This window comes from Altibacter sp. HG106 (assembly GCF_028561755.1).
In the GTDB taxonomy this organism is placed as follows: domain Bacteria; phylum Bacteroidota; class Bacteroidia; order Flavobacteriales; family Flavobacteriaceae; genus DFVG01.
In genome coordinates, this window is sequence record NZ_JAQQTD010000001.1 from 561,483 (window position 1) to 587,986 (window position 26,504).

The 26,504-nt window shown below is 44.4% G+C and carries 21 protein-coding genes; 4 read left to right on the forward strand and 17 right to left on the reverse strand.

The features are described from left to right. Positions 1-107 precede the first annotated feature (107 nt). Positions 108-1,931, forward strand: coding sequence for a flavohemoglobin expression-modulating QEGLA motif protein (locus PO830_RS02625; RefSeq protein ID WP_272851979.1), 1,824 nt, complete (start codon positions 108-110; stop codon positions 1,929-1,931). Positions 1,932-1,938: 7 nt separating this feature from the next. Then, positions 1,939-2,979 (forward strand): glutathione synthetase, encoded by a 1,041-nt coding sequence (locus PO830_RS02630; protein WP_272851980.1) that lies wholly within the window; start codon positions 1,939-1,941, stop codon positions 2,977-2,979. Here the strand turns inward: PO830_RS02630 and bshC are convergent. Further along, positions 2,976-4,571 carry a bacillithiol biosynthesis cysteine-adding enzyme BshC gene (gene bshC, locus PO830_RS02635; RefSeq protein ID WP_272851981.1) on the reverse strand — a complete coding sequence of 532 codons (1,596 nt, stop codon included), beginning with the start codon at positions 4,569-4,571 and terminating at the stop codon, positions 2,976-2,978. The genes PO830_RS02630 and bshC overlap by 4 nt on opposite strands. A gap of 144 nt (positions 4,572-4,715) precedes the next feature. Here bshC and PO830_RS02640 point away from each other — a divergent pair, with 144 nt between their 5' ends. Then, the gene (locus PO830_RS02640; protein ID WP_272851982.1) at positions 4,716-7,199 is read left to right on the forward strand and encodes a M14 metallopeptidase family protein; all 2,484 of its coding nucleotides are present in this window, start codon (positions 4,716-4,718) and stop codon (positions 7,197-7,199) included. Positions 7,200-7,203: 4 nt separating this feature from the next. Here PO830_RS02640 and PO830_RS02645 read toward each other — a convergent pair whose 3' ends face one another. The 3 genes from PO830_RS02645 to PO830_RS02655 form a co-directional block, all read right to left on the reverse strand. Further along, a complete protein-coding gene (locus PO830_RS02645) occupies positions 7,204-8,211 on the reverse strand; it encodes a helix-turn-helix transcriptional regulator (RefSeq protein WP_272851983.1) in 1,008 nt (335 codons plus the stop codon). A 118-nt stretch (positions 8,212-8,329) separates the two neighbouring features. Continuing rightward, positions 8,330-9,193 carry an SdiA-regulated domain-containing protein gene (locus PO830_RS02650; RefSeq protein WP_272851984.1) on the reverse strand — a complete coding sequence of 288 codons (864 nt, stop codon included), beginning with the start codon at positions 9,191-9,193 and terminating at the stop codon, positions 8,330-8,332. A 98-nt stretch (positions 9,194-9,291) separates the two neighbouring features. Continuing rightward, complete coding sequence (locus PO830_RS02655; protein WP_272851985.1) at positions 9,292-10,527, reverse strand: glycosyltransferase; 1,236 nt, start codon at positions 10,525-10,527, stop codon at positions 9,292-9,294. Between the two features lie 199 nt (positions 10,528-10,726). Here PO830_RS02655 and PO830_RS02660 point away from each other — a divergent pair, with 199 nt between their 5' ends. Further along, positions 10,727-14,335, forward strand: coding sequence for a chemotaxis protein CheB (locus PO830_RS02660; RefSeq protein WP_272851986.1), 3,609 nt, complete (start codon positions 10,727-10,729; stop codon positions 14,333-14,335). Between the two features lie 45 nt (positions 14,336-14,380). On the opposite strand, the gene rimO is transcribed toward PO830_RS02660, so the two are convergent. The 13 genes from rimO to PO830_RS02725 form a co-directional block, all read right to left on the reverse strand. Then, positions 14,381-15,682, reverse strand: a complete 1,302-nt coding sequence (gene rimO, locus PO830_RS02665; RefSeq protein ID WP_272851987.1) for a 30S ribosomal protein S12 methylthiotransferase RimO — start codon at positions 15,680-15,682, stop codon at positions 14,381-14,383. A gap of 121 nt (positions 15,683-15,803) precedes the next feature. After that, positions 15,804-16,763 carry a signal recognition particle-docking protein FtsY gene (gene ftsY / locus PO830_RS02670; RefSeq protein ID WP_272851988.1) on the reverse strand — a complete coding sequence of 320 codons (960 nt, stop codon included), beginning with the start codon at positions 16,761-16,763 and terminating at the stop codon, positions 15,804-15,806. Positions 16,764-16,944: 181 nt separating this feature from the next. Then, complete coding sequence (locus PO830_RS02675) at positions 16,945-17,097, reverse strand: DUF4295 domain-containing protein (RefSeq protein ID WP_272851989.1); 153 nt, start codon at positions 17,095-17,097, stop codon at positions 16,945-16,947. Positions 17,098-17,104: 7 nt separating this feature from the next. Then, on the reverse strand, positions 17,105-17,287 hold the full coding sequence (gene rpmG / locus PO830_RS02680; RefSeq protein ID WP_150544290.1) for a 50S ribosomal protein L33: 183 nt from the start codon (positions 17,285-17,287) through the stop codon (positions 17,105-17,107). 25 nt (positions 17,288-17,312) lie between these two features. After that, on the reverse strand, positions 17,313-17,552 hold the full coding sequence (rpmB, locus tag PO830_RS02685) for a 50S ribosomal protein L28 (RefSeq protein ID WP_272851990.1): 240 nt from the start codon (positions 17,550-17,552) through the stop codon (positions 17,313-17,315). Between the two features lie 76 nt (positions 17,553-17,628). After that, a complete protein-coding gene (locus PO830_RS02690; protein WP_272851991.1) occupies positions 17,629-18,876 on the reverse strand; it encodes a competence/damage-inducible protein A in 1,248 nt (415 codons plus the stop codon). Further along, positions 18,877-19,218 (reverse strand): Hpt domain-containing protein, encoded by a 342-nt coding sequence (locus PO830_RS02695; RefSeq protein WP_272851992.1) that lies wholly within the window; start codon positions 19,216-19,218, stop codon positions 18,877-18,879. It lies immediately after the preceding gene. A 3-nt stretch (positions 19,219-19,221) separates the two neighbouring features. After that, positions 19,222-19,833: a fumarylacetoacetate hydrolase family protein gene (locus tag PO830_RS02700; RefSeq protein ID WP_272851993.1), complete on the reverse strand. Its 612-nt coding sequence runs from the start codon at positions 19,831-19,833 to the stop codon at positions 19,222-19,224. Positions 19,834-19,838: 5 nt separating this feature from the next. Then, a complete protein-coding gene (locus PO830_RS02705; RefSeq protein WP_272851994.1) occupies positions 19,839-20,612 on the reverse strand; it encodes a 3'-5' exonuclease in 774 nt (257 codons plus the stop codon). Positions 20,613-20,756: 144 nt separating this feature from the next. Then, a complete protein-coding gene (locus tag PO830_RS02710) occupies positions 20,757-22,073 on the reverse strand; it encodes a dihydrolipoamide acetyltransferase family protein (RefSeq protein ID WP_272851995.1) in 1,317 nt (438 codons plus the stop codon). 70 nt (positions 22,074-22,143) lie between these two features. Further along, entirely contained in the window at positions 22,144-23,262 is a 1,119-nt protein-coding gene (locus PO830_RS02715; protein WP_272851996.1) for a glycosyltransferase family 2 protein, read from the reverse strand. 3 nt (positions 23,263-23,265) lie between these two features. Next, positions 23,266-23,886, reverse strand: coding sequence for a recombination mediator RecR (gene recR, locus PO830_RS02720; protein ID WP_272851997.1), 621 nt, complete (start codon positions 23,884-23,886; stop codon positions 23,266-23,268). A gap of 82 nt (positions 23,887-23,968) precedes the next feature. Next, a complete protein-coding gene (locus tag PO830_RS02725) occupies positions 23,969-26,452 on the reverse strand; it encodes a T9SS type A sorting domain-containing protein (protein WP_272851998.1) in 2,484 nt (827 codons plus the stop codon). Between the last annotated feature and the right edge of the window lie 52 nt (positions 26,453-26,504).

Below are 26,504 nucleotides of genomic sequence, written 5' to 3' on the forward strand. Positions count from 1 at the left end.
CACAAAAAACGTAAAAAACAGAAAGCGATCGTTCTTGGCTCGTTAAACATTTGCTAAATACACTTTAACAAAATTAGAGTGGGTCTCTTTTCTAGTACATTTAAATTATGATTGAAAAACAACGAATTGATACGATTTGCAATCATCTCGAAAAAGAAGTTCCTGTAAATGAAGTGCTCCCGGAGGGAGGCTACCTTCATATTGATAAGTTGCTACCCTTTATTTGTGTGTATCGGTTTAAGGAACCGGATGCTTTTTTTTCGGGATTACTAAAAACACAGGCGTCTTTTTTGGTGGTGAAAGACACTGTAGATATTACTGAACTATTAGCCTGTTTATCGACCACTGTTTCTGAAAAATTAAATGCCTTTCTAATCATAGAGATGTGGCCGTTGCGAAAGGATCACGAAGCCGAATTCGAAATTTACTGCCCGGAAGGTAAGGCCCCGGCCACTATTGCTGCTTTGAAAGAAGGCTTTAACGAAATGCGAGTGATCTACCCTGAGGTCTCCACCAAGATCTATAATACTCATCAGCGTCATCCCGAACACCTCTCGGCACTGCTCGATTTAGAAGCGTCTAAGGCGAGCGGGAGTTTGATCATCGGTCTGGGAGTACCCACCATTTACGAACGCCCGGAGGAGAATGAAGTGTACTCTATTTTTTATCGAAAGTTTTATTCGCGCTTTTCTGAAATCGTCAAGCGGGCTGTGTATGAATTTATTCGTGTTCAAACCTCCAACCCCTATGAGCACTATTTGATGTTGGGAAAAACCAATCTTGATAAAATTACCCTCGAAGCCGATGAGGCCCTGGCCGAGATAAGCGAAGGCATGTCGTTTCTACTGCGCACCACCCCGGTGAACAGCACCCAGCAATGGGAGGCGTTCAAAGCGAATGGTTTTCAGAAAAAACCGGCTTTTACATACCGACTCATTCCCTTGGATCCCGAACAAGAAAAACGAAAACTTTACGATATCTCCATCGACAAAATAGACGATCCTACGATCTCGTATATTCTTCGCGATAAGCGCCTGGAAATCGAGAAACAGCTCACTATGCTCGAGGAGCGAGGAACCGATAGCTTTCGATTTATCGGAGAAAGCCTCTATGGAAAGGTCCAGGAACAAACTTTGGAAGAAGCCCGAAAAATCTTAAAAAAGTTTCCTCAAGGCGAAAACCAACAGGCCAAAGAGCGCTACGATTGTCACGCGTTTGCGGCACATGCGCAGGAAGAATTGGACTATTATCAAGAGCAATTTCCGCAGCAGCAGTTAACCATAGAAATCCGCAACGACATTGCCGGCATCATGGTTTCTGAAACCCAGCTATTTATTAGCAGCGACCTATCGACCGATGCTGATCGTTGCGATGCTTTGATACAGCACGAAATTGGCACCCACATTCTCACCTATTGCAATGGAAGGTCGCAACCACTTCGGCAAATGTATACTGGCTTCGCAGGTTACGATCAACTTCAGGAAGGCTTGGCGGTACTGGCCGAAATTCTGGTGGACGGAATCACCGTAAACCGAATGCGACTTTTGGCAGGGCGTGTGTTGGCAGCCGACTCCATGGTGAAAGGCGCCAACTTTCTAAAAACCTTCACCATGTTGCATCAGAAATATAACTTTCCGGAGAAAACAGCCTATTACATTAGCATGCGTATCTATCGAGGCGGTGGACTTACCAAAGATGCCGTATACCTTGCAGGATTGCTAGACGTCTTGGCATACCTACAAGATGGAGGCGCCCTGGAAACGCTCTATACCGGAAAATTCAATGTGAATCACGTTCCTTTGGTAGAAGAGTTGTTACATCGACAAGTACTACGAAAACCGGTGTTGCCACGCTTTTTAGAACGTACGTCCGTTCAGAAAAAATTAAAAGAACTTCGCAACGGAGTTGCACTTACTGACTTATTAAACTAATCAACCTATGAAAATCGCTTTTATCATAAATGATCACGCCACTGAAAAACCCAATTACACCACACCTGCCCTGGGGTTTGCGGCCTACAAACGAGACCATGATGTCTACTTTATTGGTGTGGGAGAATTGGCCTATTCTTCCGAAGGACACATGACGGCTCGATGTAAAACGATCAAAAACCGAAACTTCAAAACCCAGAAAACCTATTTTAAAGCGGTTCAGAAAGAATCCTTCACACGAATTACTTCCGAAGAGTTAGATGTACTGTTCTTACGAAACGATCCCTCCAATGAAATCAACGAACGCGAGTGGGCCCAAAACGCCGCCTTTATCTTTGGCGGTATTGCCAGTAACGATCGGGTGCTGGTGGTCAATCACCCCAAAAGTCTCGCAGGCGCCGTAAATAAAATGTACTTTCAGCACTTTCCGGAAGTATTGCGACCCAAGACCATCATAACTCGCGACCCGCAAGAGATCAAGGAGTTTTTTAAGTCTCAGAAGCAAAAGATGATTCTCAAACCACTGCAGGGTTCGGGCGGAAAAAATGTGTTTTTGATGAACAAGAAAAACGAACAAAACCTGAATCAAACCATCGACGCCATTGCCCGAGATGGTTTTATCATCGCGCAAGAATACCTACCCGAAGCTAAAAAAGGCGATATTCGCTTGTTCTTGATGAATGGCGAACCCCTTCAGTCTAATGGAAAGTACGCCATCATGCAGCGTGTGAATGCTTCGTCGGACATTCGAAGTAATATTCATGCCGGCGGAAAACCGGAAAAGGTAAAAATGACCGATCAGATTATGGAACTGGCCGAGATCGTTCGCCCCAAATTAGTGCAGGATGGCATGTTCTTGGTAGGCATCGACATTGTAGGAAATAAACTCATGGAAATCAATGTGTTTAGCCCCGGAGGCCTCAATGTCATGGGACAAATGTATAAGGTAGATTTCGCTACCGAGGTGATCAAATCCTTAGAACAGAAGGTGTATTACAACAAAACGTACGACAACTATTTATTTAACAGTCGCCTCGCCACGCTTTAGAGCGCCAATACGGTAAACTCCTCTTCCAAAGGATCAAGTTGCGCTTTCAACACCTCAAACAATTGCGGACCATATGCTTCGTAGAACTCTGAAAAGTTGACGGTGCGCTCTTGTAGGTTTCCGTTTGGAAAAAGCGTGTCTTGAAGAAGGGTGAGTCGGTTGAGTTCGTCTGCCAATTTTCGTTTCTGGGCCTTTAGAAGTCGTTTTTCTAAATGATCCAGGCCGTTCAACTGTTTTTTTTCCTGAGCTCCCACCGCACCCAAAAATGACGCGTCGGTTTGTTCGGCCAAGCTGTATAGGGCTTTAAATTGCTCCTGCAAATGCTTCCGTTGCGGAGAGAAGTCGATATCAATAGAGGAAATTTTGCGGGTGTGTTGGGTTTCTAAGGCATGCTGCGGAAGGAATAGAGACTTCATATCGACCTCAAGTTTCTGTAATTTATCTGCGATCTTTACCGAAGAAAGTACTACCGAATTCCGAAGCAACAACATAGGGAAGGGCACTGAAACGGTAGAAAAATACGCCTTCAGTTGAAGCCAATAGGCCAGCTCGCCCCCTCCTCCAATATAACAGAGGTTGGGCAGAATCACTTCCTGATACAGTGGCCGCAGTAAGGCGTTGGGTGAAAAACGTTCGGGGTGATCTTCCAGTTCCTTGACGAGTGCCTCTTTAGTAAAACGCAACTCGGTGTCCATTACAAAAAAATCATCCTCGCGCTGCACGATCCGCTCTCGAAGTCCGTTTTTAATGTAAAACAAATTGATTTCACGAGGATGCACTTGCTCTGGATACCCCAGAGAAGTAAGTCGCTCGGTAGTTTTCGAAACCTCAGAAAAGGCGGTTTGTTCCAACAGTTCTTGTTTTGCATAAGGTGTGAAAACCGACTTCAACGCGGTGTCATCACCATCTACTATGACCAATCCATATTCTTTGAATAGCTCATTAGCAATGTATCGCGTGGCATCAGCGAGAGTGTTGTGCTGAACATATCCCGTTTCAAACCAGCGCAATAATTGCCGGGCGTGGTCACTAGAACCAAATTCCTTCTTTAAGACCGTTGATAATTCTTGAAGACCTTCGGTTGACAACCGACCTACCGGCCCGCTGGCAGCTACTTCCCAAGCTACTTTTTTTCCCCGAGTACGGAAATAATTGATCTCTTCAAAATCATGATCTTCCGTCGCCATCCAATAGACAGGTACAAAATGATAGTCAGGATATTTTTTACGGAGCGCTTCGGAAAGATTGATGGTAGAAAAAATCTTGTACAGAAAATACAGCGGTCCCGTAAACAGATTGAGTTGATGCCCTGTGGTAACTGTAAAGGTGGTGGGTGCAGCCAAAGCCGAAATATTGTCTTGTGTTGTCTGAGACGTGGTAACACCTTTGTATTGCTGCTGAAGCGATTGCACCAGTGTTTCCCTTGTCGCTTTCGAAAAACACGCTTCTTTTTCGGAAAGTTGCGCCTGTGCATTTTCTAAACTCGGGTAGCGATGATAAAACTCCTGAAGCGCATCTTTTTGACGAATATAATCACATATGAAGGAGGAAAAATATCCTGTTTCAGCGTACGGAATTGTAGTTTTAGTCATATACTCGGTTGGATAGCAGTGTCAAAAATAATTAACTTTCGGCGTACTCGCCCTAAAATAACGTTAATACCTCGCCTTGGAATTTGGTTACCTCCTTTTCACAGAGAAAATGTATCTTTATCTGCTCATCATAAAATACAATTCATGTTGCGATATTTCTCTCTCCTTCTTCTTTTCATTACCTCTATTAGCGTGGCGCAATTGAAAAGTCCGGCTGAATTTTTAGGCTACGAAATTGGCACTCAGTTTTCACGTCATGCCGACGTGGTTAATTACTTTGAGCACGTGGCTGCTGAGAGCGACTGGGTACAATACCAAACGTACGGAAAAACCTATGAGCGTCGCCCATTAACATATGCGGTAGTGACCAGTCCGTCGAACATGAATACGCTGGAAACCCTGCGGAAAAACCACTTGCAAAATGCAGGCATTGAAGCGGGCAATGGCACGTCCAATAAAGCCGTGGTGTGGCTTAGCTACAACGTGCACGGAAATGAAGCCTCCAGTACCGAAGCCGCCATGCAAACCCTCTACCAATTGATTACCGAGAAACAGGAATGGTTAGAAAACACTATTGTGATCATTGACCCTTGTGTAAACCCAGACGGAAGAGATCGGTACACCAATTGGTACAACCAGGTAAAGTCGACTCCGTACAACCCCAAACAAATAGCCACCGAACACAATGAACCTTGGCCCGGAGGACGCCCCAATCACTATTTATTCGATCTGAATAGAGACTGGGCCTGGGCCTCTCAAGTGGAGAGCCAACAACGTCTAAAAGTCTACAATAAATGGATGCCTCATGTACATGTCGATTTTCACGAGCAAGGGATCAACGAGCCGTATTATTTCGCACCGGCCGCCGAGCCATACCATGAGGTGATCACCGACTTCCAGCGAGATTTTCAAGAAGAAATTGGGAAGAATCACGCCAAGTACTTCGATCAGGAAGGTTGGTTGTTCTTTACGCGAGAGCGCTTCGATTTGTTGTACCCAAGTTATGGAGACACCTACCCTACCTTTATGGGAGCTATTGGAATGACCTACGAACAAGCCGGGCACGGCCGTGCCGGTCTTGGCATCAATACCGACGAAGGCTTCGAATTGACACTGGTCGATCGGGTGGCGCATCACACCACTACTGGGTTATCTACCGTAGAGGTGGCAAAGAACAATATTGATCGGCTTAATGAATCGTTCAAGGCCTATTTCAACAATGACGACCTTACCTATAAATCATACGTACTAACGGGGCATCCCGATAAGATCAATGCGCTCACGGAACTTCTGGACCTTCATGAGATTGCGTATGGCTTTACTGCTCAAAATAGCGTCAATGGATATCGCTATGGAACCAACGACTCCGGCAGCATGGACAGTACAGGGGCTCTGGTAGTAAGTACCAATCAGCCTAAAGGAAAAATGGTAAAGGTATTATTTGAACCGGATGCTGCCTTGAGCAATCCGCTTACCTACGATATTACGGCATGGAGTTTACCACAGGCATACGGACTGGAAGCTGTGGCCAGTACACGGTTGGTGCCTGCCAACAGTAGCAATAACGATGTACGTGTGGTCAATCAGGTGGGGCCTCAGGGTGCCGGCTACATCGTTACCTGGAACAGCTTGAAGGACGCTCAATTTCTGAGTGATTTGTTACAACAGGATATCAAAGTGCGTTTTTCAGAAAAAGAACTTCGTTTTAACGGAAAAGCCTACCCACGAGGTAGTCTGTTACTCACCAAAAGTGATAACAGAAGTCGGCAAGATTTTCAGCAGGTGGTCGCTACAACAGCCAACACCCACGGACGAACCCTACATGCCATTGCGAGTAGTTTTAGTGATAATGGTACCGATTTCGGTTCGCCAGACATCAAGCTAGTGCCCAAGAACCGAATTGCGGTCTTACAAGGCGAAGGAACCTCATCGCTAAGCTATGGATCGATTTGGCACTTTTTTGAACAACAGCTAAAGTACCCCGTCACTTCTATTAACACCAGCGATTTCAATCCAAGTGCCATGCAGCAATTTGATGTGTTAGTAATGCCTAGTGGATGGTATCGTTCTGTGGCTTCGGAAGACACGATGAAAGGCCTAAAAGATTGGATTCGCAGTGGCGGTAAAGTGATCGCCATTGGCAATGCCGTGAGTACTTTTAGCGGGGAAGATGGGTTCGATCTAACACGAAACAGTACCGACGATACTTCCGAAGAGAATTCAGAAGAGACAGAGCTCATTCCTTACGATCAGCGTGAAAAATCGATGCTGAACAATTTTATCACAGGGAGTATTTACAAGTTGAAAATGGACCCGTCGCATCCCATGGCCTTTGGGTATGACGACACCTATTTTAGTCTGAAATTAGGGAGTACCTCCTATTCCTATTTAGAGAATGGGTACACGGTGGGCTACATTAGTGACACGGTAGAGTCGTATTCAGGGTTTTCGGGTGATACAGCGAAAAACGGACTCAAAAATTCGATGGTTTTTGGCGAAGCGCGTATGGGTCGAGGAAGCGTTGTATATATGGTAGATGACGTTCTTTTTCGAAGCTTTTGGGAAAACGGAAAGTTACTTTTTGTAAATAGCTTATTCTTCGTGAACAGTAACGTATATCGCTTATAATACCTTAGCGTTTCGAAATTTCTTTTGGAGAGATCCCGTATTTCTCTTTAAATATTTTCGAGAAATAACTCCGGCTTGAGAGTCCGAGTTCATACACCACTTCCGAAACATTCTTATTTTCGGTGGTGAGCATTTTCAACGCGCATTTTAATCGGTGATCTTTGATAAAATCATTAACCGTCATGTGATACACCTTTTTAAACCCTTGCTGCAGCCGGTACGGCTCCAAGCCAACGGCTTCGGCGATTTCGGGGATGGTACCCAGAGAATGGAGATTTTCCTCTATATGAGCGACCGCTTTCACAATGGCTTCCATGTCGTGTTCTCGTAGGATGGGCTTTTTGGATATTCCCGAAGCATCCTGGCGGTATAGCGCCAACATCGCCGACATGACTTCAAGCGCCTTGGCCCCAAGAAAGTTCGTTCGTATCAATCCTTGCTGCTCGTAGGTATCTAATTGAGCGATAATATCTGAAATCTCCAGACTGTAATATCCTTTATGCCAAATACGCGTAAGATTGTTGATATCTGCAAAGAGGGAATAAAACGCGGCGTCAATTTTAGTAAGGTCGTAGGATAATTGCTGCTGAAAGCGTTCGCGGTCAATTTCCAAATAGCAAATAAGCGTTTCGGTATGTTCTTTAAACCGAAAGGACTCGCTTTCACTGTATTTTGGAGCCGTAATAATATGTTGATATCGTTTGACGTCATTGACTTCTTCATCATCTCCAAAAACATGTTCTAAACATCCTTTTACACAGTAAACGAATCGCAAGGAACTGATGCTGTCGCTCGAAAAGTAAAGATTAAAATCTTCGTAAAATTCACCTTTGATAAAATGCAGTCCCACCCCGTTAGGAAAGTTGATTCCCCACATCTTACCTTCTCCAAAGCGATCTGGTATTTTTAAGGAGAATTCTCCAAAGTTCTCTTTGTACTCGGTATTAAAATGGGTTGCGAGTTGAGGAATGAGATCATCCACGTGATCGAGATTCAGCGTACAGGTATTCATTTGGTAGACTGTTAGTTAGTTTGCACTTTTTAGGCTCCTGCCAAAGAATACGCTACTTTGACAAGGCAAAACATTCCTCTAAAATAGAAAAAATTAACAAATTGGAAGAGCTGCAGTGCTATTCTACTTCCACAGATACCCTGCGAATAGTTGCCGGCCCACCGGAACCTTCATTAGAAATATACATATCGCCATCGGGGCTAAAGGTGATGCCTTCCGGCTGCGGAAAGGTCTCTATGTCGAGTACAAATAACGCTTTGGTGGCTCCAGTAGGATCTAACACCAATAATTTTGGCGACTTGCCCTCCAGCACATAGATGTCACTGGTTTTAGGATGTACGGAAATAGCAGATGGCATGATGTTTCGGTACAAAATATTATCGCTCAAGCGATTAAAAATAGAATCCGTGTATTGGATGGTATAGGCCGGTGACTTGTCAATAGTTTTGGAGTCAAGATCGAAGGCGTAGATTCGTCTAAAGTTCTCGTCATTCGCACGCGCCCCCTTTGCCGCCAGGAGCAGTCGGTTGTTCTTTTTATCGTAGCACAGGCCTTCAATATTCTCCTTCGATTTGATAAGGTTCTCATATTTTTGGGTGTCAGGTTCGGAGGTGTACTCTGAAATTTCAAAAACATCTCCATCGCTCTGAACGACATATGCCGTGTTTCCAATCACAGCGATTCCTTCGTAATCTCCCGGATCAGAAAATTTGATCTCACGTTCAATTTGAGATGTTTTCAGGTTGAAAATATAAACAATCCCATCTTCATCTTGAACGCAGGCCACGCGGTCTTCGGAAAGGAAGCTTAAGCCCGAGATTTCGTAGAGGGATTCCGGCAGGTTCCAGGACGCGTTGATTTCATATTCGTCGGAGTCGGCAATAATTCTACTAAACCCAGAGCTTCTAAAAAGAAAGAACGAAATCACCGCAAACGCAATGATAGCGGACGTAATCACCCATTCCAAAGTATTCCAACGCATGTAACCTATTTTTTAGTGTAATTTTCAAGATAAAAACAAATAGGCAGGGGCGCCGGGTCTTTAGCAAAAGAATAACATTTGTCTACCACCGTACTGTGCTATTGCTTCGATCGATTCTTCTCAGCAATGTATTTACTCAAATACTTATACGTTTGTAAGGTATGATGCCGCATCACTTGCGTAATAAAATGCGCGTTTCGATGCTCCTTTAAGGTTAGCAATAGTGTGGTAACATGCTCGAGAAACGGAACTTTAAACAGGCTAGGCTCAAAACGCTGTGTTAGCAAAGAAAATCCTAATTGCTGCTGTTGGTGCCAATATGACTTGTCTTGGTAGAGTCGTACCGCTTCGGAAGCCCATTCGGTTGGAGTATCTGCAGCAAACCGAGGGTAGGTATGGTTATCTAAACCTTCCAGACCAATGGAAGTGGAAATCACCGGAGTGCCTACACTCCACGCGGTAAGCACCTTCCCTTTGAGTCCGGCGCCAAATCGCAACGGAGCTAGACATACCCGAACCTGACGCAACACTTCATGAGCCTCCGGCGCCCATCCCTGCAGCAAGAATCCCTCTTCTTCACTGTGAAGTCGTTCTATTTCTGAAGTCGCGTATGCCCCGTAGATATAAAGTTGAGCTTCAGGAAGTACCCTCTTGATGGCCGGCCAAAGCCGTATTTTTAAATGACGAACAGCATCCGCATTCGGCGCGTGTTTAAAATTTCCTATAGTTACAAAATGCTGTCTGGCGTCATATTGGGGAAGTAGTAATTTACCTTGGTCTGAAGGTGCTTCAGCAAACAAAGGAAGGTAATAGAGTAAGGCTTCGGGCAGGTGGAATTTTTCAATTAATAATTTCCATTCCACTTCCGAAATGATTAGAGTGAGGTCACATCGCAGGATGCTGGCAATTTCGCGTTTTGCTAATTCTGAATAAGGGTTGGCTTCATGTACCGGTTTTCCGTTCTCCACGGCCTCTTGCCGTGCCTTCCGCAGAAAATGCAGATCTTCTGTGTCGAGCAGCGTAAGCGCATCAGGGCAGATTTCTGAAACGCGCCAACCAAACTGTTCTTCGGTCATAAATCGATCGTACAGCACCATATCGGGAATTTCTTTCCGCAGAAACGTATCGAACGAAGCATCGTTGAGTCGAATGGATTCGAAACGCACCTGATAGCCAACAAAGGTTTCTGAGTACTCGGATTGATCGGCAACGGAAGCAAAAACGATGTCAACACCCGCATTGCTAAACATATCGATAAGTTGCATCATACGCACCCCGGCCGCGGTTGTTTTGGCCTCGGGTAGGGTATGTCCAATAATGAGAAGGCGATTCATCCTACGAAGGTATTTTATTTGCTACGGATACAGCCTACCACCCCTTGCCAAAATTTCTTAATATTTTCTTAAATCTAAGGGCTTGACCTCAAATTTAAGTATCTTGTAATCATTCAAACTACCAATAAACATAGTAGTTTTCAACGATTAACACTATTGCAAAAAATCTTAACGATATTTTCAAAAAACATACCTTCCATTGAACCAAAACTCAAGTAAACACGTCATTGTAGCACTTGGCGCAAGCGCCGGTGGATTGCAGGCATTAACGCAGTTCTTTAACAATGTTCCCAGACAAACGCAATATACCTTTGTGATTGTTCAGCATTTATCTCCCGACCATAAAAGCCTTATGGGCGAATTATTGTCGAAACAAACCACGGTGCCTGTGGTAGAAGTAAAGCAGGATATGGAAATTCGGAAGAATACCATCTATATTATACCTCCCACCAACAATTTGGTGATCGAGGACAACCACATGAAACTTCTTAAGAAACCGGAAGGTAAGGAATTGAACTTGCCTATAGACATGTTTTTTGAATCCTTGGGAAAAAGTTATAAGGAAAATGCGGTGGGAGTTGTCTTGAGTGGTACCGGAAGCGATGGCACCAAAGGAGTTTGGCATATCAAGGAAAATGGCGGACTGGTCGTGGCGCAGCAACCCGAACAGGCGAAGTTTGATGGAATGCCTCAGAGTGTCATTAAGACCGGCCTGGCAGATTACATTCTTCCCGTAGAAGAAATGTACAACGAAATCGCTAGTTATTTCAGTACACCACGAATTTATAATGCTTCTGAACAACTTGTCAACGCTGATGAAGAAACCTTTAACAAGATCTTACAATTGATTAAGGAGTCTTCCGAATTGGACTTTAACTTCTATAAGAAACCCACGCTCATTAGAAGGATGAGCAGAAGATTACAGATTCATCAACTTGACTCTTTGGATGCTTATTATGAACTGCTGATGAAAGATCCGAGTGAGATCGACATTCTTTACAAAGAGTTCCTCATAGGTGTCACTAAATTTTTTAGAGACGAACTCGCCTGGGATGTATTAGACAATGACGTAATCCAGCCCATGGTGGAAGCCGCTCCCGATGAAGGCACATTGAAGATATGGGATGTAGGCTGTAGCACCGGAGAAGAAACCTATTCGCTTGCCATTTTGTTTCACGAGGCTTGTAAAAAATATGAAAAGAAATTAACCCTCAAGATCTTTGCTACCGACATCTCGCAAGTCCATTTAGACATCGCCAGCAAAGGCGCTTACGAAAAAACCATTCTACAAGGCTTGTCACCTAATATCGTCTCTAGCTATTTCCATATTGACAAGGACAAGTTCAAAATTAATGATGCTATCCGCAGGACCATCATTTTTTCGAACCATAATGTGATCACCGATCCGCCTTTTAATAATATCAATTTGGTGGTGTGTCGAAATCTGTTGATCTATTTTCAGGCAGCGATTCAGAAACGCGTTCTAAAAATTTTACACTACAGCTTGAAAATGGACGGATACCTCATGTTGGGAAGTAGCGAGCATTTGGGACAGGAGAAGAATTATTACGATACCGTCCATCAAAAATGGAAAATCTTTCAGAATACAGAGATCACCAAAAGCTTACGCACAGAATCGCTACATTCTACGACCGATAGAGAACGAAGAGTCGCTTCTCAGGAAACACAATCACATCCAAACTTGTTAAAGGCCAAAGAGTATCGACAAATTGGGGACTCCATTAGTGAGGCGCTACTCGACCAGCTTAACGCAGCCTCCTTATTTATTGATGAAGATTTGAACATTATCGAGGCCAAAGGTAATTTTGGAAATTTTGGAACGCTTCCTAATAAAGGCTTCAGTACAAATCTGTTGAAAATGCTTCCCAGTGAGTTTAAGATCCCTGTGACAAACGCGGTAAAAAAAGCAAAAAGCAAAGGAAAAAAAGTATATCACAAAGACATCGTAATAAAGAATGAGGAACAATCCCGATTGGTGGATTTACTGGTCTCTCCTACCCCTGAAAAACCAAAAGCAGATCAGGAGCGACGCTATGTGATTACTTTGATAGAACGTGATTTTAAGGAAATTACGGATGAGATCTTAGAAGGAGCGACCTTGAATGAGGCCGCGCAGGTACGTATTCAGAATTTGGAAGAGGAACTGGAGCAGTCGGAACAAAATCTTCATCGCGCTATCGAAGAAACTGAAACCAGCAATGAAGAACTGCAAGCCACCAACGAAGAACTACTCGCTTCCAACGAAGAGCTGCAAAGCACGAATGAAGAACTGCAGAGTGTTAATGAAGAATTGCAAACGGTAAATGCCGAGCACGTTCAAAAAATGGAAGAATTGGCATTGTTGAACGCAGACATCGATAACCTACTGGAAAGCACCAATATTGGTGTCTTATTTTTAGATGTCGATCTACGTATTCGGAAGTTTACACCCGCGATACGACATCATTTCGACCTGTTACCGCAGGATATCGGTCGTCATCTGGACAACTTCACTTTTAATTTTGACCGAACAAGCAAGGATACTATCATCGAGCATGCAAAGCAGGTGATGGAAACCGGGAAACCGATAGAAAAACAAATTATCAGTAAGTCGGGACAGCACTTTTTAAAGCGAATAACCCCCTTTGAGAGTAAAGAATCTGATACGGAAGGAATTGTAATATCCTTTATAGACATTCAGCGCATCATCAATTCTCAAATGGAACTTCAAGAAAGCCAGGAGAAATTCAAAGACTTCTACGAGTCGGATCCCATCATGCACCTCAGCGTGAATCCCAATACCGGAGCGATCGTTGAGTGTAACCAACGCTTTGTGAAGACCATTGGCGCAAAGAGCAAAAAAGAATTGATTGGAAAACCGGTCTTCAAATTTTATGATGAAGCGTCTAAGATCAAGGCCAGTGAAGTATTGGAAAAAATAAACGACAATTCACAGGTTAAGAATCAGGAATTGGTATTAAGAACGATGAAAGGAAAGCTCATTCCGGTCATTTTGAATTCGAATGTGAAAGTAGAACAGAACGGGAATAGCTATACGCGTTCGACCCTTACGGATATTTCTGAAATCAAAGCGCTTCAAGACAAGCTCATGAAAAAAAGTTATGAGCTGGAACAGGCAAATAAAGAGCTGGAACAATTCGTCTCCATCTGCTCTCACGATTTACAAGAACCACTGAGCACCATTCGCTTTGGAAGTGATTTGCTACGCACCAAGTTCAATGACCAACTTGATGACAAAGGAAACGAGTATGTCAACTACATTCACGAATCGTCGGGTCGTCTGGCCAATCAAATTAAAGCGCTGCTAGAGCACACAAAAATTGGGGAGAATTTGACCAAAGAAGAAGTAGACACAAAAGAACTTGTGGAGGTAGTAAAATACGATCTCAGCAAACGTATTAAAGAATGTGGTGCCGAAGTTAAAGTGGACAAATTGCCAACGATACAAGGGTATAAAACCGAATTGCGATTGTTATTTCAAAACCTCATCGGAAATGCGATCAAATATTGTAAAGGAGATACCCCGCCCAAGGTTCGCGTGACGGCTTTTGAAGATGGCCCCGACTATATTTTCAGTATTTCTGATAATGGGGTAGGAATCAAAAAAGAGGACTTAGAATCCATTTTCACAATTTTTAAACGCGTTCCGGGAGACGAACAGAAGGAAGGTACAGGAGTTGGACTCGCACACTGCGAGAAGATCGTCAAACTGCACGATGGTAAGATATGGGTGGATTCTGAATTTGGGGAGGGCAGTACGTTTTATTTTAAGCTGAAAAAAGAGTAGTAGACAACCTATATTCATTTTCTTCGCACGCTGCTACGAGACGTGCTAAACCAGTTCGGCATAAAGATCAAAGTCGGCTGCATCAATTATGGAAACGGTATAGAAGTCGCCGGTGCGCAGATATCCTGCTTCTGCATTGATAAGGACTTCGTTATCGACATCCGGACTATCTTGTTCGGTTCTTCCCACATAATAGCTGCCTTCTTTCCGGTCGATCACCACGCGAAATTCTTTCCCGATCTTTTCCTGATTTAATTCCCAGGAAATTTGCGATTGTATGTCCATGATCTCATTGGCACGCTGCATTTTAACGTCCTCCGGCACATCATCTTCCAGGTTGTAAGCATGCGTATTTTCTTCGTGAGAATAGGTAAAACAACCCAAGCGCTCGAATCGCATTTCCTGTACCCAGTTCTTTAGGAGCTCAAAATCTTCTTCAGTCTCTCCCGGATATCCTACAATGAGCGTGGTACGAATGGCCATTTCGGGAACTGCTTTCCGGAACTCTTTCAGCAACTTCGTCGTTTTTTCGTAGGTGGTTCCGCGACGCATCGATTTCAGAATGTGGTCTGAAATATGTTGCAACGGAATATCGATATAGTTACATACTTTTTGCTCTTTTTTCATAACCTCCAGGACATCCATCGGAAACCCGGTAGGAAAGGCGTAATGGAGTCGAATCCACTCAATTCCTTCTACTTTCACCAATGCCTGAAGCAATTCAGCTAGTGCTCGTTTTTTGTACAGATCGAGTCCGTAGTACGTAAGATCTTGAGCGATCAAAATGAGTTCCTTCACACCCTCAGCCGCTAATTTTTCTGCTTCCGTCACCAAGTCCTCGATAGGAGTGCTTCGGTGTTTGCCACGCATCAGTGGGATCGCACAAAAAGAACAAGGGCGATCACAGCCTTCGGCAATTTTTAGATAGGCATAATTTTTTGGAGTGGTGGTAAGGCGCTCGCCAATAAGCTCATGTTTATAGTCGGCTCCCAACGCTTTCAACAAGCTGGGAAGTTCTGTAGTTCCGAAGTATTGATCTACATCAGGGATCTCTTTCTGAAGATCGGGCTTGTAGCGTTCTGAAAGGCAACCGGTCACAAAGACTTTATCGACAACGCCTTCCTCCTTTTTTTGCACGTATTCGAGGATGGTATTAACACTTTCTTCTTTGGCATTCGCGATAAACCCGCAGGTATTAATTACAACCACGTTTCCTTCCTCCTGATGCACCACTTCTTTGTTATTGGCCCGTAGTTGCCCCATGAGAACCTCGCTGTCGTAGACATTCTTGGAACATCCCAGTGTGACTACATTGATCTTATTCTTTTTCAACGACTTCGTGCGCATGTGCTGTAATTAATTTAGGGGTGCAAAGATACTAGGAAACTATCGTTTCTAACGTTAAAGCCGGAAGGAATCAAGAAGGAATGACGCATTTCCCAGTAGCAGGGTGTACAGTTATTGTGAATTACTCGTTCTTAAAAAAGGAGTCTACAAATTCGATTTTATTGAATACTTGCAGATCTTCTACCCCTTCGCCTACGCCAATATATTTTACTGGGATCTGAAACTGGTCACTAATGCCAATCACCACGCCTCCTTTAGCAGTACCATCCAGCTTGGTTACAGCTAAGGACGTCACTTCTGTGGCTGCCGTAAATTGCTTGGCCTGTTCGAAGGCATTTTGCCCGGTAGAACCATCCAGTACCAGCAGCACTTCGTGTGGCGCATCGGGCACTACCTTTTGCATGACACGCTTCACCTTGGTCAATTCGTTCATCAAATTCACTTTATTGTGCAAACGCCCGGCGGTATCCACGAGGACCACGTCTGCCTGCTGTTGCACCGCGCTTTGTAAGGTATCGAAGGCAACACTGGCAGGGTCGCTTCCCATTTTTTGTTTTACGATAGGCACTCCGGTACGATCGGCCCATACTTGTAATTGATCGATGGCGGCAGCCCGAAAGGTATCGGCGGCACCCAGCACCACGTTCTTTCCGGCCTTTGTGAATTGATGTGCGAGTTTACCAATGGTAGTTGTTTTCCCAACGCCATTAACTCCTACAACCATGATTACATGTGGCTTGGTAGTAGAAGGTACAGAAAAATCGGTAGCTTGCCCTGTATGCGTTTCGCTGAGAAGCCCCGCGATTTCCTCTCGCAAGATCTGATTAAGTTCTGCGGTACCTAAATACTTATCCTTGGCGACCCTTGCTTCGATACGCTCGATGATTTTAAGGGTGGTATTTACTCCCACATCGCTGGTGACCAACACTTCTTCCAGATTGTCGAGAACATCGTCATCTACCTTGCTCTTTCCCGCAACTGCTTTGGAAAATTTATCGAAGAAGGAGGTTTTCGATTTTTCTAACCCCTTGTCCAGAGTCTCCTTCTTTTCTTTGGAAAATATCTTTTTGAATAGGCTCATGCTCGTGCTTCGTTGTATGTAGGTTGTTTGCGTTAAGGATTGAGGCATTGTGGGAGCTCGCACTTGGTGCAGCGACTGCCGAAAGCCTGACCCTTGTGGATTCCCGCAAGGGGAACGCCCAAAAATACAAAAAGCCACTCTTGAAAAAAAGTGGCTTTTAGAGTACGCTACCTAAGTCGCGTTATTGTTTGTTTAACCAATCGTTTACATCGTCGGGAGCCATAATAGACTCTACGAAGGTGTAGGCTCCGGTCTTAGGAGATTTAACCATTTTAATGGCCTTTGTTAATCGTTTTGAGCCTGTTTGTAATGATGCTACTGATTTCTTTGCCATAGTTCAATTATTTTATCTCCTTGTGAACCGTCATCTTGTTCAAGATCGGGTTGAACTTTTTCAACTCAATACGGTCTGGAGTGTTCTTTTTATTTTTAGTGGTGATGTAACGAGACGTGCCGGGTTTTCCGGAGTTCTTATGCTCGGTACATTCTAAGATTACCTGTACTCTGTTTCCTTTTTTTGCCATGACTCGTGGGTTTTGTCGTTACGTCTTATTTGTTAAGAAAGCCATTTTCGCGAGCTTCCTTCACGACAGCGTAAATACCTTTTTTATTGATATCCTTAAGCGCCGAAGTACACACACGAAGGGTTAACCACTGGTCTTCCTCTGGAATGTAAAAACGCTTCTTTACCAAGTTTACATTAAACTTGCGCTTGGTTTTGTTCATCGCGTGGGAAACGTTGTTTCCTACCATCGCTCTTTTACCCGTAAGCTCACAAACTCTTGACATTTCTTTACCTATTTTTCAGTTATTTTAAAACAGGGTGCAAATTTAAACAATTTTCTTTGTTTAGCAACTATTGAAATTAGTTTTTTAATATTTCTTTCAGCAACAATTCCAGGGCTTTATTCACTGTTTTTCGAATCACCCGTTCACGCGAATTCCCAAAATTGAACTTTTCAGAAATCACGCCATTCGGACTCGCAATTCCGATAAAGACCGTGCCTACCTCATCATCACCATCGCCCTTGGAAGGCCCGGCGATCCCCGTAGTCGCCACGGCAAAGTGCGATCCAAAAAGTGCATTAGCCTGCGTCGCCATCGCTTCTGCCACCGGAGCACTCACCACATTATGCGTTTCAATCAACGATCGATCCACTCCCAACACACTGATCTTCTTCTCGGTTTCATACGGTACCACGCTTCCCCGAAAGTATTGAGAAGATCCGGGAATGGACGTTAGTTCCTGTGCAATAGCCCCGCCCGTACAACTTTCGGCCAACGATAAAAATTGACCTCGCTGTTGCAAAAGAGCCGCAATGCGCTCTTGGATAGAGGTCTCTTCTTCGAATCCTACTGCAATGTCTTCCAGCAATTCGCTCAATAGCTCCATTTGAGTATCGAGGTCTCGGTGAATCTGCTGTTCGTCAAAGCCGGAAGTCGAAAGCCGCAAGCGTACCCGCCCCAGGGAAGGAAGGTAGGCCAATTTCACGGTTTCGGGCAAAGCTTCTTCCCAGGCATGGATGCGTTCGGCAATGGCGCTTTCTCCCAGACCGTAAGTGAGTAAGGTTTTGTGATAAATGTGCGGTCTGTTAAAACGTTTAACCACACGTGGAAATACTTCTTGTTGCAACAAGGCTTTCATTTCATAGGGAACCCCCGGCAGCGATACAAAAACGGTCTCTCGCGTATCGAACCACATTCCAGGAGCGGTTCCGTGGTCATTCTTTAAGACCAGCGCTTTGCTGGGCACCATTGCCTGTTGCAAATTGCTGGGAAGTGGTTTCCGTTTGATGTATTTTTCAAAAATTTCTTTAATATGATCGATCGTTGCAGCGTCTTCTACCAGTGTATCCTCAAAAAACTCACAGAAGGTTGCTTTGGTGATATCGTCTTTGGTAGGCCCTAACCCTCCTGTCACGATCACAAGGTCTACACGCTTGTTGGCATCCGCTAATGCCCCAAGAATGTGGTCTCTATCATCTTGAATGGAGGTAATTTGAAATACCTTGATCCCAATTTTATTCAGCTCCTTACTAATATAGGCTGAATTGGTATCTACAATTTGACCGATTAGAATTTCGTCACCTATGGTGATTATTTCTGCCTGCATCTACAAGTTGAAATCAGATTTGAGTTCCTCGAAAACAAGCTTCAAGGTGGTTACCACATTGTCTAGCTCATCGGAAATGTGAGCGCTGTTCTTGGAAGTTTTTGTCCATGCCTCAATCGTGGTAATGTCTTTAAGTACTGCAATACCGAACATCTCGATATTGGGTTTCATTTTGTGAGCGAATTGGTAGGCTAATTCTCTATTATCGTTAGAGATAGCCTCTTCCAACGCTTCTAAATCAGGCGGGATCTCTTCCAAAAATGCCTGGGCCACAACAGCCATAAACTCTTCATCGCCTCCGGCGACTTCTTTTAGTTGCTCTGTATTATAATGGGTACTCATAGCTTATTTTACTTTGATGGAAAACATAGGGCGATTCTCTAGGAATCCCTCCAGCACGTCGTTGGGCGCCACTGCCCCCACTCCGGCAGGAGTACCCGTAAAGATAATATCTCCGATCTTTAAAGTGAAATATTTTGATACATATTCTATCAATTCATCGATCTTCCACAACATGAGTTGTGTGGTTGCCTCTTGAACAATTTCGCCATTTTTTTCTAAGCGGAAGGGAATGTTATCTACGTCCCCCAACTCCTTCTTCGGAATAAAATTTCCTACGACCGCCGCCCCGTCGAATGCCTTTGCTTTTTCCCAGGGCAATCCTTTTTCTTTGAGCTGCTGCTGAAGGTCCCGCGCGGTAAAGTCGATTCCGAGTCCGATTTCATCATAATAGCCAGGTGCAAATTTTCGATCGATATGCTTCCCGATTTTTTTAATCTTCACCAACACTTCTACTTCGTGATGCACTTGCGATGAAAAATCCGGAATCAAGAACGGGTTCTTCTTCAGTAGAATAGCGGTATCCGGTTTAAGAAAGAGTACCGGATCTGTAGGCTTTTCGTTGGCCAACTCCTCTATATGCGCCGCATAGTTGCGACCAACACAAATAATTTTCATTGGGCTTACAATTTCGTATTCAGCTTCCGAAGCTTCACACGCGTTAGAACGTTTTTAGTATACAGTGGAAAATCTGCATTGAGCAACCACCCGAAGTATCCCGGTTCGTTTTCAAGTACCTCTTCCACCAGCGTACCCTTATGTTTTCCGAAGGAAAAAATCTCCCGTCCTTGCTTATCGTAACCGATATATCCGGCATAGTCTGCAAATTTCTTGTGGGCGCTAAACTCTGCCAGAACATTCATATCGTTTTCCAGATCGGTGTAACGATCTAATTGCGATTTGAGTACCTCGTAGGTCGCATTGGTATCTGCTTCGGCCGAATGCGCATTTTCCAGGGTTTTATTACAATAAAATTGATACGCAGCCTCCAGGGTGCGCTTCTCCTTCTTATGAAAAATAGTTTGCACGTCTACCGAATTCGCCTTTTTCAGGTCGATATCAATTTCCGCCCGCAGCAACTCTTCCGCGAGCAAGGGAATATCAAAACGGTTACTATTAAAGCCTCCCAGATCACTGTCTTTGATAAGCGCATGCACCTTAGGTGCTAGTTCCTTGAAGGTGGGTTCGTTGGCAACCATCTCATCTGTGATCCCATGAATATCGCTCGTAGCTTTTGGAATGGGGATGGTAGGATTGACACGCCAGGTGTGACTTTCTTTATTTCCGTTCGGAAAAACTTTTAGGATGGATATTTCAACGATTCGGTCGTTAGCGATGTTGATCCCTGTAGTCTCCAGATCAAAAAAACAAATCGGTTTATTGAGGTTTAGTTCCATAGTGGTGTTTGAACGACAAAGGTACTAATTGTTCTATTGTAGCACCTACGGAAATAGCCACAAGTTCCCCTAACATGCGTAAAACGATATGAGCTATGCTTTCGAAGTCATAAGAATAGCAGTACGAAACGAACGACTCTAAGATTAAATTTCGCGGTTGCTATCCCAACCTTCCAGATAATCGGCTACAGCTTTCACAAACTGTCCTCCCAAAGCTCCGTTGACTACACGGTGATCGTAGCTATGAGAAAGGAACATTTTATAGCGAATTCCAATAAAATCTCCTTCCGGGGTTTCAATTACTGCAGGAACTTTCCGGATCGCTCCTAAGGCTAGAATTCCGACTTGCGGCTGATTGATGATAGGAGTTCCCATAACGCTACCAAAGGTTCCTACATTGGTCACCGTATAGGTTCCCCCTTGAATTTCATCGGGCTTTAACTGATTGTTGCGAGCACGGGAAGCCAAATCGTTTACCGCTTTACTCATGCCCACTAAATTTAATTGATCGGCCTTCTTGATCACAGGGACGATCAAATTTCCATCGGGTAAGGCAGCGGCCATCCCCAGATTTATATTTTTCTTTTTGATGATGCGATCGCCATCTACCGAAATATTCATCATCGGGAAATCCTTCAACGCTTTCGCAACGGCTTCCATAAAAATGGGCGTGAAGGTTAGCTTCTCCCCTTCTCTCTTGGCGTACGCATTCTTTACTTTATTACGCCAGTTCCAGATGTTTGTCACGTCGCATTCTACAAAACTTTGAACGTGCGCCGAGGTTTGGGTGCTTTCCACCATGTGATGCGCAATCAGCTTGCCCATGCGAGTCATTTCAATAATCTCGTCATCACCATTTACACTCACCGGCGCTTTCGCAGTTTTAGCCGCTTGTTTGGTTTCTGGAGTTTTAGCTTCCACAACCGTAGCAGGAGCCGCTGTGGATTGGGATCCTCGAGAATCAATATAAGCGCGCATATCGTCTTTAGTGACACGCCCCTCTTTTCCGGTACCCGGAATCGTATCTAGCTCGGATTGGGAAATTCCTTCCTCCTTAGCCATATTCTTTACCAAAGGTGAATAGAATCGTCCTTCCGTATTTGAGATCTGTGGCGTGGTTTGTGCCTTGGCTTCGGTTACACGCTCGGCCACTGCGTCAACTACTTCTGGTGCTGGTTTTGGCTCTGAAACTTCTTCACTCGATGCGGTAGATACGTCTCCGTCCGTTTCTATAATGGCCAAGGTTTCCCCTACTTGAACCACGTCATCCTGTTGAAATAAGATTTCCACCAGGGTTCCGTCTACTTCACTGGGTACTTCACTATCAACTTTATCTGTAGCGATTTCCAATACCGCCTCGTCTGCCTCAATGGTATCTCCCACTTCTTTCAGCCAGCTAGTGATGGTTGCTTCTGCAACACTTTCCCCCATTTTAGGAAGTTTTAATTCAAATTTTGCCATTACGAAATCGTTTTCTCTCGTTTACGGCTGCAAAATTAATTAAAATTGCGGGGTTTCTGTTTTAAATTTCTTAAAAAACGGTGACCGCCCCACGGTCATCGCTTCGGTCACTGCCCAATATAAAGTCGCTTTTCTTCGGAAGGATACGAAATTGATTTCCGCGTCCTTTGAGTTGTTTCATGACTGAAAATATCTGTGAATACGACATGTAATTAGCATCGAATACAAACAATTTTTGAGCATGATCCATGTCCTGAAAAATGGTCTTCGACGCAGCGTGTAAGGGAATCTCGAGCACTTGTGAGAGTCGGTTGAGTACCGACAAGTTTTCGGTAAGCAGAATGGCTTCCGAAGGTGGTGCAGGGAGCGAAGTCACAGACCGTTGTTTTTTACTCATTTTCTTCGCGAGCGCGGTAGCGGTATTCACGACACTCCGTGATAGCACATTGGTATTGTAGTTTTTCTTGTAAAATAGCCGCATGGCCCCATAGAAAGAATTGTAATAGGCTTCATCCTTCTGCGTGCTCTCCCCCTTATAATGCAGAAGTGTGGTTGTTCCTAGATAGTAATTTTGATATCCGGCCTTTACCACCCTGTAGCTTAGATCGATGTCTTCACCATACATAAAATAGTCGGGATCGAAGCCGCCCACTTCCGTAAACACCGAATGTTTCATAAACATAAAGGCTCCGGCCAGTACCGTGACGTTCCCTACGGCATCGGGCGCTATTTGTGTGGCATAGTAACTGCTGTTTTTTCCGAGTAACTTCATTAAGGCCGACTTAGGCGTGGGGACGTTTCGTTTGCATTCCGGTAAAAAAGCGCCGGTACCATCCATATACTGCACACCAATGATGCCGATGTTGGCAGTTTGTTCGGCGGCATCCAGACAGCGTACAAATGTATCTTCGGCCACCGCCGTATCAGGATTCAAAATACAGAGATACTGACCCTTCGCTACTTTCACTGCTTGATTGTTCGCCTTGCTAAAGCCGATGTTCTCTTTGTTTTGTAGCAGCACTACCTCCGGAAAGACGCGCTGTACCATCTCACAACTGTCATCCGATGAATTATTATCGACCACAATGATTTCGGCATCTAGGCCGTAGATCGCACGTTCTACACTACGCAAGCATTGCTCTAAGAAATACCGCACATTGTAGTTGAGAATGACGACCGACAGCTTCACAGGCTAGTTATTTTTTAAGGAGGTCTCAAACGGAATCCGGTGTAAAATACTACGCCCCAAGGTCACCTCATCGGCATATTCCAATTCGTCACCCACCGATATACCACGAGCGATCGTGGTAGTGGTAATATCCATTCCCGATAGCTGCTTGAAGATATAAAAATTGGTAGTGTCGCCTTCCATGGTAGAACTCAGTGCAAAAATTAATTCGGTGACCTCACCCTCTTTCACTTTTTCTACGAGTGAAGAAATAGTGAGATCGCCCGGCCCTATTCCTTCCATGGGAGAAATCTTCCCTCCTAACACATGATAATGACCGCGATACTGACTTGTATTTTCGATTGCCATGACATCACGTATGTCTTCCACCACACAAATGAGCTGTTTATCACGATTTGGATTCGCGCAAATCTCGCAAAGCGTCTGGTCTGAAATATTGTGACAATTGGAACAAAAATTAATATTCGCCCGCATCTCCTGAAGTCGTCGCGTTAGCAATTCCGTCTTGGCTTCAGGTTGCTTTAGTAAATGCAACACTAACCGCAAGGCAGTTCGCTTACCGATACCGGGAAGTTGCGACATGGCATCGACAGCATTTTCGAGGAGTTTTGAAGAGAATTCCATACGTAAGCGTCACGCAAGGTAAAAAAAATGCTTCAGAAATTAAGACAACTTCTGAAGCATTTATAGCGGTATTAGCAGCTATTTACTGCTTAATAAATTTTTGAGTGAGCGTCCCTTCCGAAGTACTTACACGAACAAAATAAATACCTGCCCGCAACTGATCTACAGCGATGGTGTGCGTCCCAGAAATATCCACATCACGCTGATACACGACTAGTTTTCCAAGCGTATCGAACATTCTAATATCCACAGCGTTTTGATTCTCCATAGCTATGTTCAAGCGATCTGAAGAGGGGTTTGGAAAGATTTGGAAGCTATTGGCAGCATCGAAATCGGCTATTGATAAGTTTCCATCAAATTTTGGCGATGCCCAGAGTCCGCGTCCATACGTACCCGCATAGATATTTCCATCTACGTGATTAATCTCCAGCTCGTTGACAATCACATTGGGGATTCCATTATTAAAAGGCACCCAATCTGAAATGCGGTCATCAATGTAGTAGATACCGTAATCCATTCCGAGATACAGGCCATTATGCGCATTGGTATCCCAGGCTACCGCCAGAGCACTAAAGCTAGGTAATGCACTGTTTAGTGTAGACCAGGTGGCCCCGCCGTCTTCAGAAACCAATACTTGTAATGATGATGTGGTTGCTACCGCTATCTTGTCAGGATTCGTGGGATGAACAGCAATGGAGTTAATGTTACCTCCCGGAAGCGTTTGCTGTGTCCAATTGGTGGCGCCACCATCGCCGGTTCTGTATAAAAAAGGCCCGTGAGACGCATACATCACCTGATTGTTGGAAGGAGCAATCTTCATCTGGTCTAGATTCGTACCAAAGTTTTGAGAAATTGACGTCCAACTACTTCCTTTATTTGTTGATTTGTAGACATTCGAATATCCGAGATAAATGGTATTGGAAACCGCTGGGTCTTGTTCGAAGGGCGTCACCCAATTTCCGAAGCCGGCTCCCGGCTCGTTCAGGTTGATGATACTGGCGGCGCCATTATCGGTTCGGTACATTCTACCGTTCTGAATCATCCCGTACATCACGTCTGTGTCATCTTTATCCACAAAATTCTCCATCCCATCGGCGCCTAACCAATCTTTCCAGCCTTCCGATTGCGAATAGAATGAAGAACCGTTGTCCTGTGAACCTCCGTTCACCACCACATCGGCCGTTTGTGATACTCCAATTTTATAAAATTGACGGATACCTACACCTGTAGTCAAATCTTCGAAATAATCAGCCGTAAGATTGGTGGTATTTTCAGCTTTAAAAATTCCACCATCGGTACCGGCATAAAGCGTCGTACCAGCGAATACTAAAATATCCACATCGGCATGGCAATAGCCGCGTCCAGCTGCAAAAGCTTGATCGGGGATCCAATCGGAAGTACATTCCATAGTGACTCCCGCGTCTAGAGACCGCCATGTTAAGACCCCGGCAATATGTACCTCATCCACATCTTGTGGGTTTACGGCAATATCCATATCACGTGGCGCCTGACCACTATTGTCATTTCCGGTAGTGCTATACCCGAAGAAATTCAGCGTCCCGTGATTTCGTTCTACAAAGGTTGTTCCTTCGTCGGAAGAGTAATACAATCCTCCAAAGGTATTATTGTTGGCATCCAACACATAGACTACGCTCGGATCATTAGGGGAAACGGCCAACATTTTCGCACCGCTGTCAAATCCTGAAAGGGCAACAAATGTGGCTCCCCCGTCGGTTGATTTATGCACACTCTGCGAACCGGCATACACCACCGAAGGATCACCCGGTTTGAACTCAACATCATAGCCATTGCCTGAAATCACTTGATTCCAGGTCACACCACCATCGGTTGAACGATAGATACCGGCATTCTGACTGGACGCAAAAATGATATCCGAATTGGTAGGATGAATTTTCACTTGATTGATAAGTGAATTACTCAAATCGGCCAGTAAGGTCCAAGTAGCACCCGCATCAGTTGATTTGAAAATGATGCCACTGGAAGAGCCAAAATAGTACGTATCGCTATCCTGCGGATCAATAGTTACCGAATACACATACATATTGGTAAAATTATCATTGAGGGGCGTCCAGGTAGCACCGCCATCGATTGTGCGCCATACGCCGCCGGTATTGGCGCCGATGATCATGTGATCGCTGTTCGTTTCATCTATGGCTACCCCTGTAACACGCCCTACTCCCGGATTCCAGGAGGTGGTAGCGTTCCAATCGACCGGCCCCAGATCTGACCAATTATCGTTCAGTCTCAGCTCGCTTTCTGTTTCATTGAGGTAGGCATTGTAGCGTTGCCATTCGGCCCAACGCTCGGCAACGGTAGGAAGGTAACCCTCTTCATTCTGCAAGCGCAGCGCCATATATTCCCATCGTTTAAATTGTTTGTATCCAGACCCACGTCCTTTATCCTTATCAGCGAAATAGGCTTCTGCCGCGTCAATAATTTCGGTGACCCTGTATTCTCCCGATTCTATCATTTCTAGGTATTCCTGTGCGGAAGCAGAAAAACCAATCGATAACAGCATTACGGTTGCTAGTACTTTAATTTTCATATCTGTAGGCTTGTGGTTAACAATTTTTTAAGAGTTTCAAAAATAAATAAAA

Coding starts and splice junctions, on each gene's coding strand:
- PO830_RS02625 (WP_272851979.1), top strand. CDS start 108: ATGATTGAAAAACAACGAATTGATACGATTTGCAATCATCTCGAAAAA.
- PO830_RS02630 (WP_272851980.1), top strand. CDS start 1,939: ATGAAAATCGCTTTTATCATAAATGATCACGCCACTGAAAAACCCAAT.
- bshC (WP_272851981.1), bottom strand. CDS start 4,571: ATGACTAAAACTACAATTCCGTACGCTGAAACAGGATATTTTTCCTCC.
- PO830_RS02640 (WP_272851982.1), top strand. CDS start 4,716: ATGTTGCGATATTTCTCTCTCCTTCTTCTTTTCATTACCTCTATTAGC.
- PO830_RS02645 (WP_272851983.1), bottom strand. CDS start 8,211: ATGAATACCTGTACGCTGAATCTCGATCACGTGGATGATCTCATTCCT.
- PO830_RS02650 (WP_272851984.1), bottom strand. CDS start 9,193: ATGCGTTGGAATACTTTGGAATGGGTGATTACGTCCGCTATCATTGCG.
- PO830_RS02655 (WP_272851985.1), bottom strand. CDS start 10,527: ATGAATCGCCTTCTCATTATTGGACATACCCTACCCGAGGCCAAAACA.
- rimO (WP_272851987.1), bottom strand. CDS start 15,682: ATGCGCACGAAGTCGTTGAAAAAGAATAAGATCAATGTAGTCACACTG.
- ftsY (WP_272851988.1), bottom strand. CDS start 16,763: ATGAGCCTATTCAAAAAGATATTTTCCAAAGAAAAGAAGGAGACTCTG.
- PO830_RS02675 (WP_272851989.1), bottom strand. CDS start 17,097: ATGGCAAAGAAATCAGTAGCATCATTACAAACAGGCTCAAAACGATTA.
- rpmG (WP_150544290.1), bottom strand. CDS start 17,287: ATGGCAAAAAAAGGAAACAGAGTACAGGTAATCTTAGAATGTACCGAG.
- rpmB (WP_272851990.1), bottom strand. CDS start 17,552: ATGTCAAGAGTTTGTGAGCTTACGGGTAAAAGAGCGATGGTAGGAAAC.
- PO830_RS02690 (WP_272851991.1), bottom strand. CDS start 18,876: ATGCAGGCAGAAATAATCACCATAGGTGACGAAATTCTAATCGGTCAA.
- PO830_RS02695 (WP_272851992.1), bottom strand. CDS start 19,218: ATGAGTACCCATTATAATACAGAGCAACTAAAAGAAGTCGCCGGAGGC.
- PO830_RS02700 (WP_272851993.1), bottom strand. CDS start 19,833: ATGAAAATTATTTGTGTTGGTCGCAACTATGCGGCGCATATAGAGGAG.
- PO830_RS02705 (WP_272851994.1), bottom strand. CDS start 20,612: ATGGAACTAAACCTCAATAAACCGATTTGTTTTTTTGATCTGGAGACT.
- PO830_RS02710 (WP_272851995.1), bottom strand. CDS start 22,073: ATGGCAAAATTTGAATTAAAACTTCCTAAAATGGGGGAAAGTGTTGCA.
- recR (WP_272851997.1), bottom strand. CDS start 23,886: ATGGAATTCTCTTCAAAACTCCTCGAAAATGCTGTCGATGCCATGTCG.
- PO830_RS02725 (WP_272851998.1), bottom strand. CDS start 26,452: ATGAAAATTAAAGTACTAGCAACCGTAATGCTGTTATCGATTGGTTTT.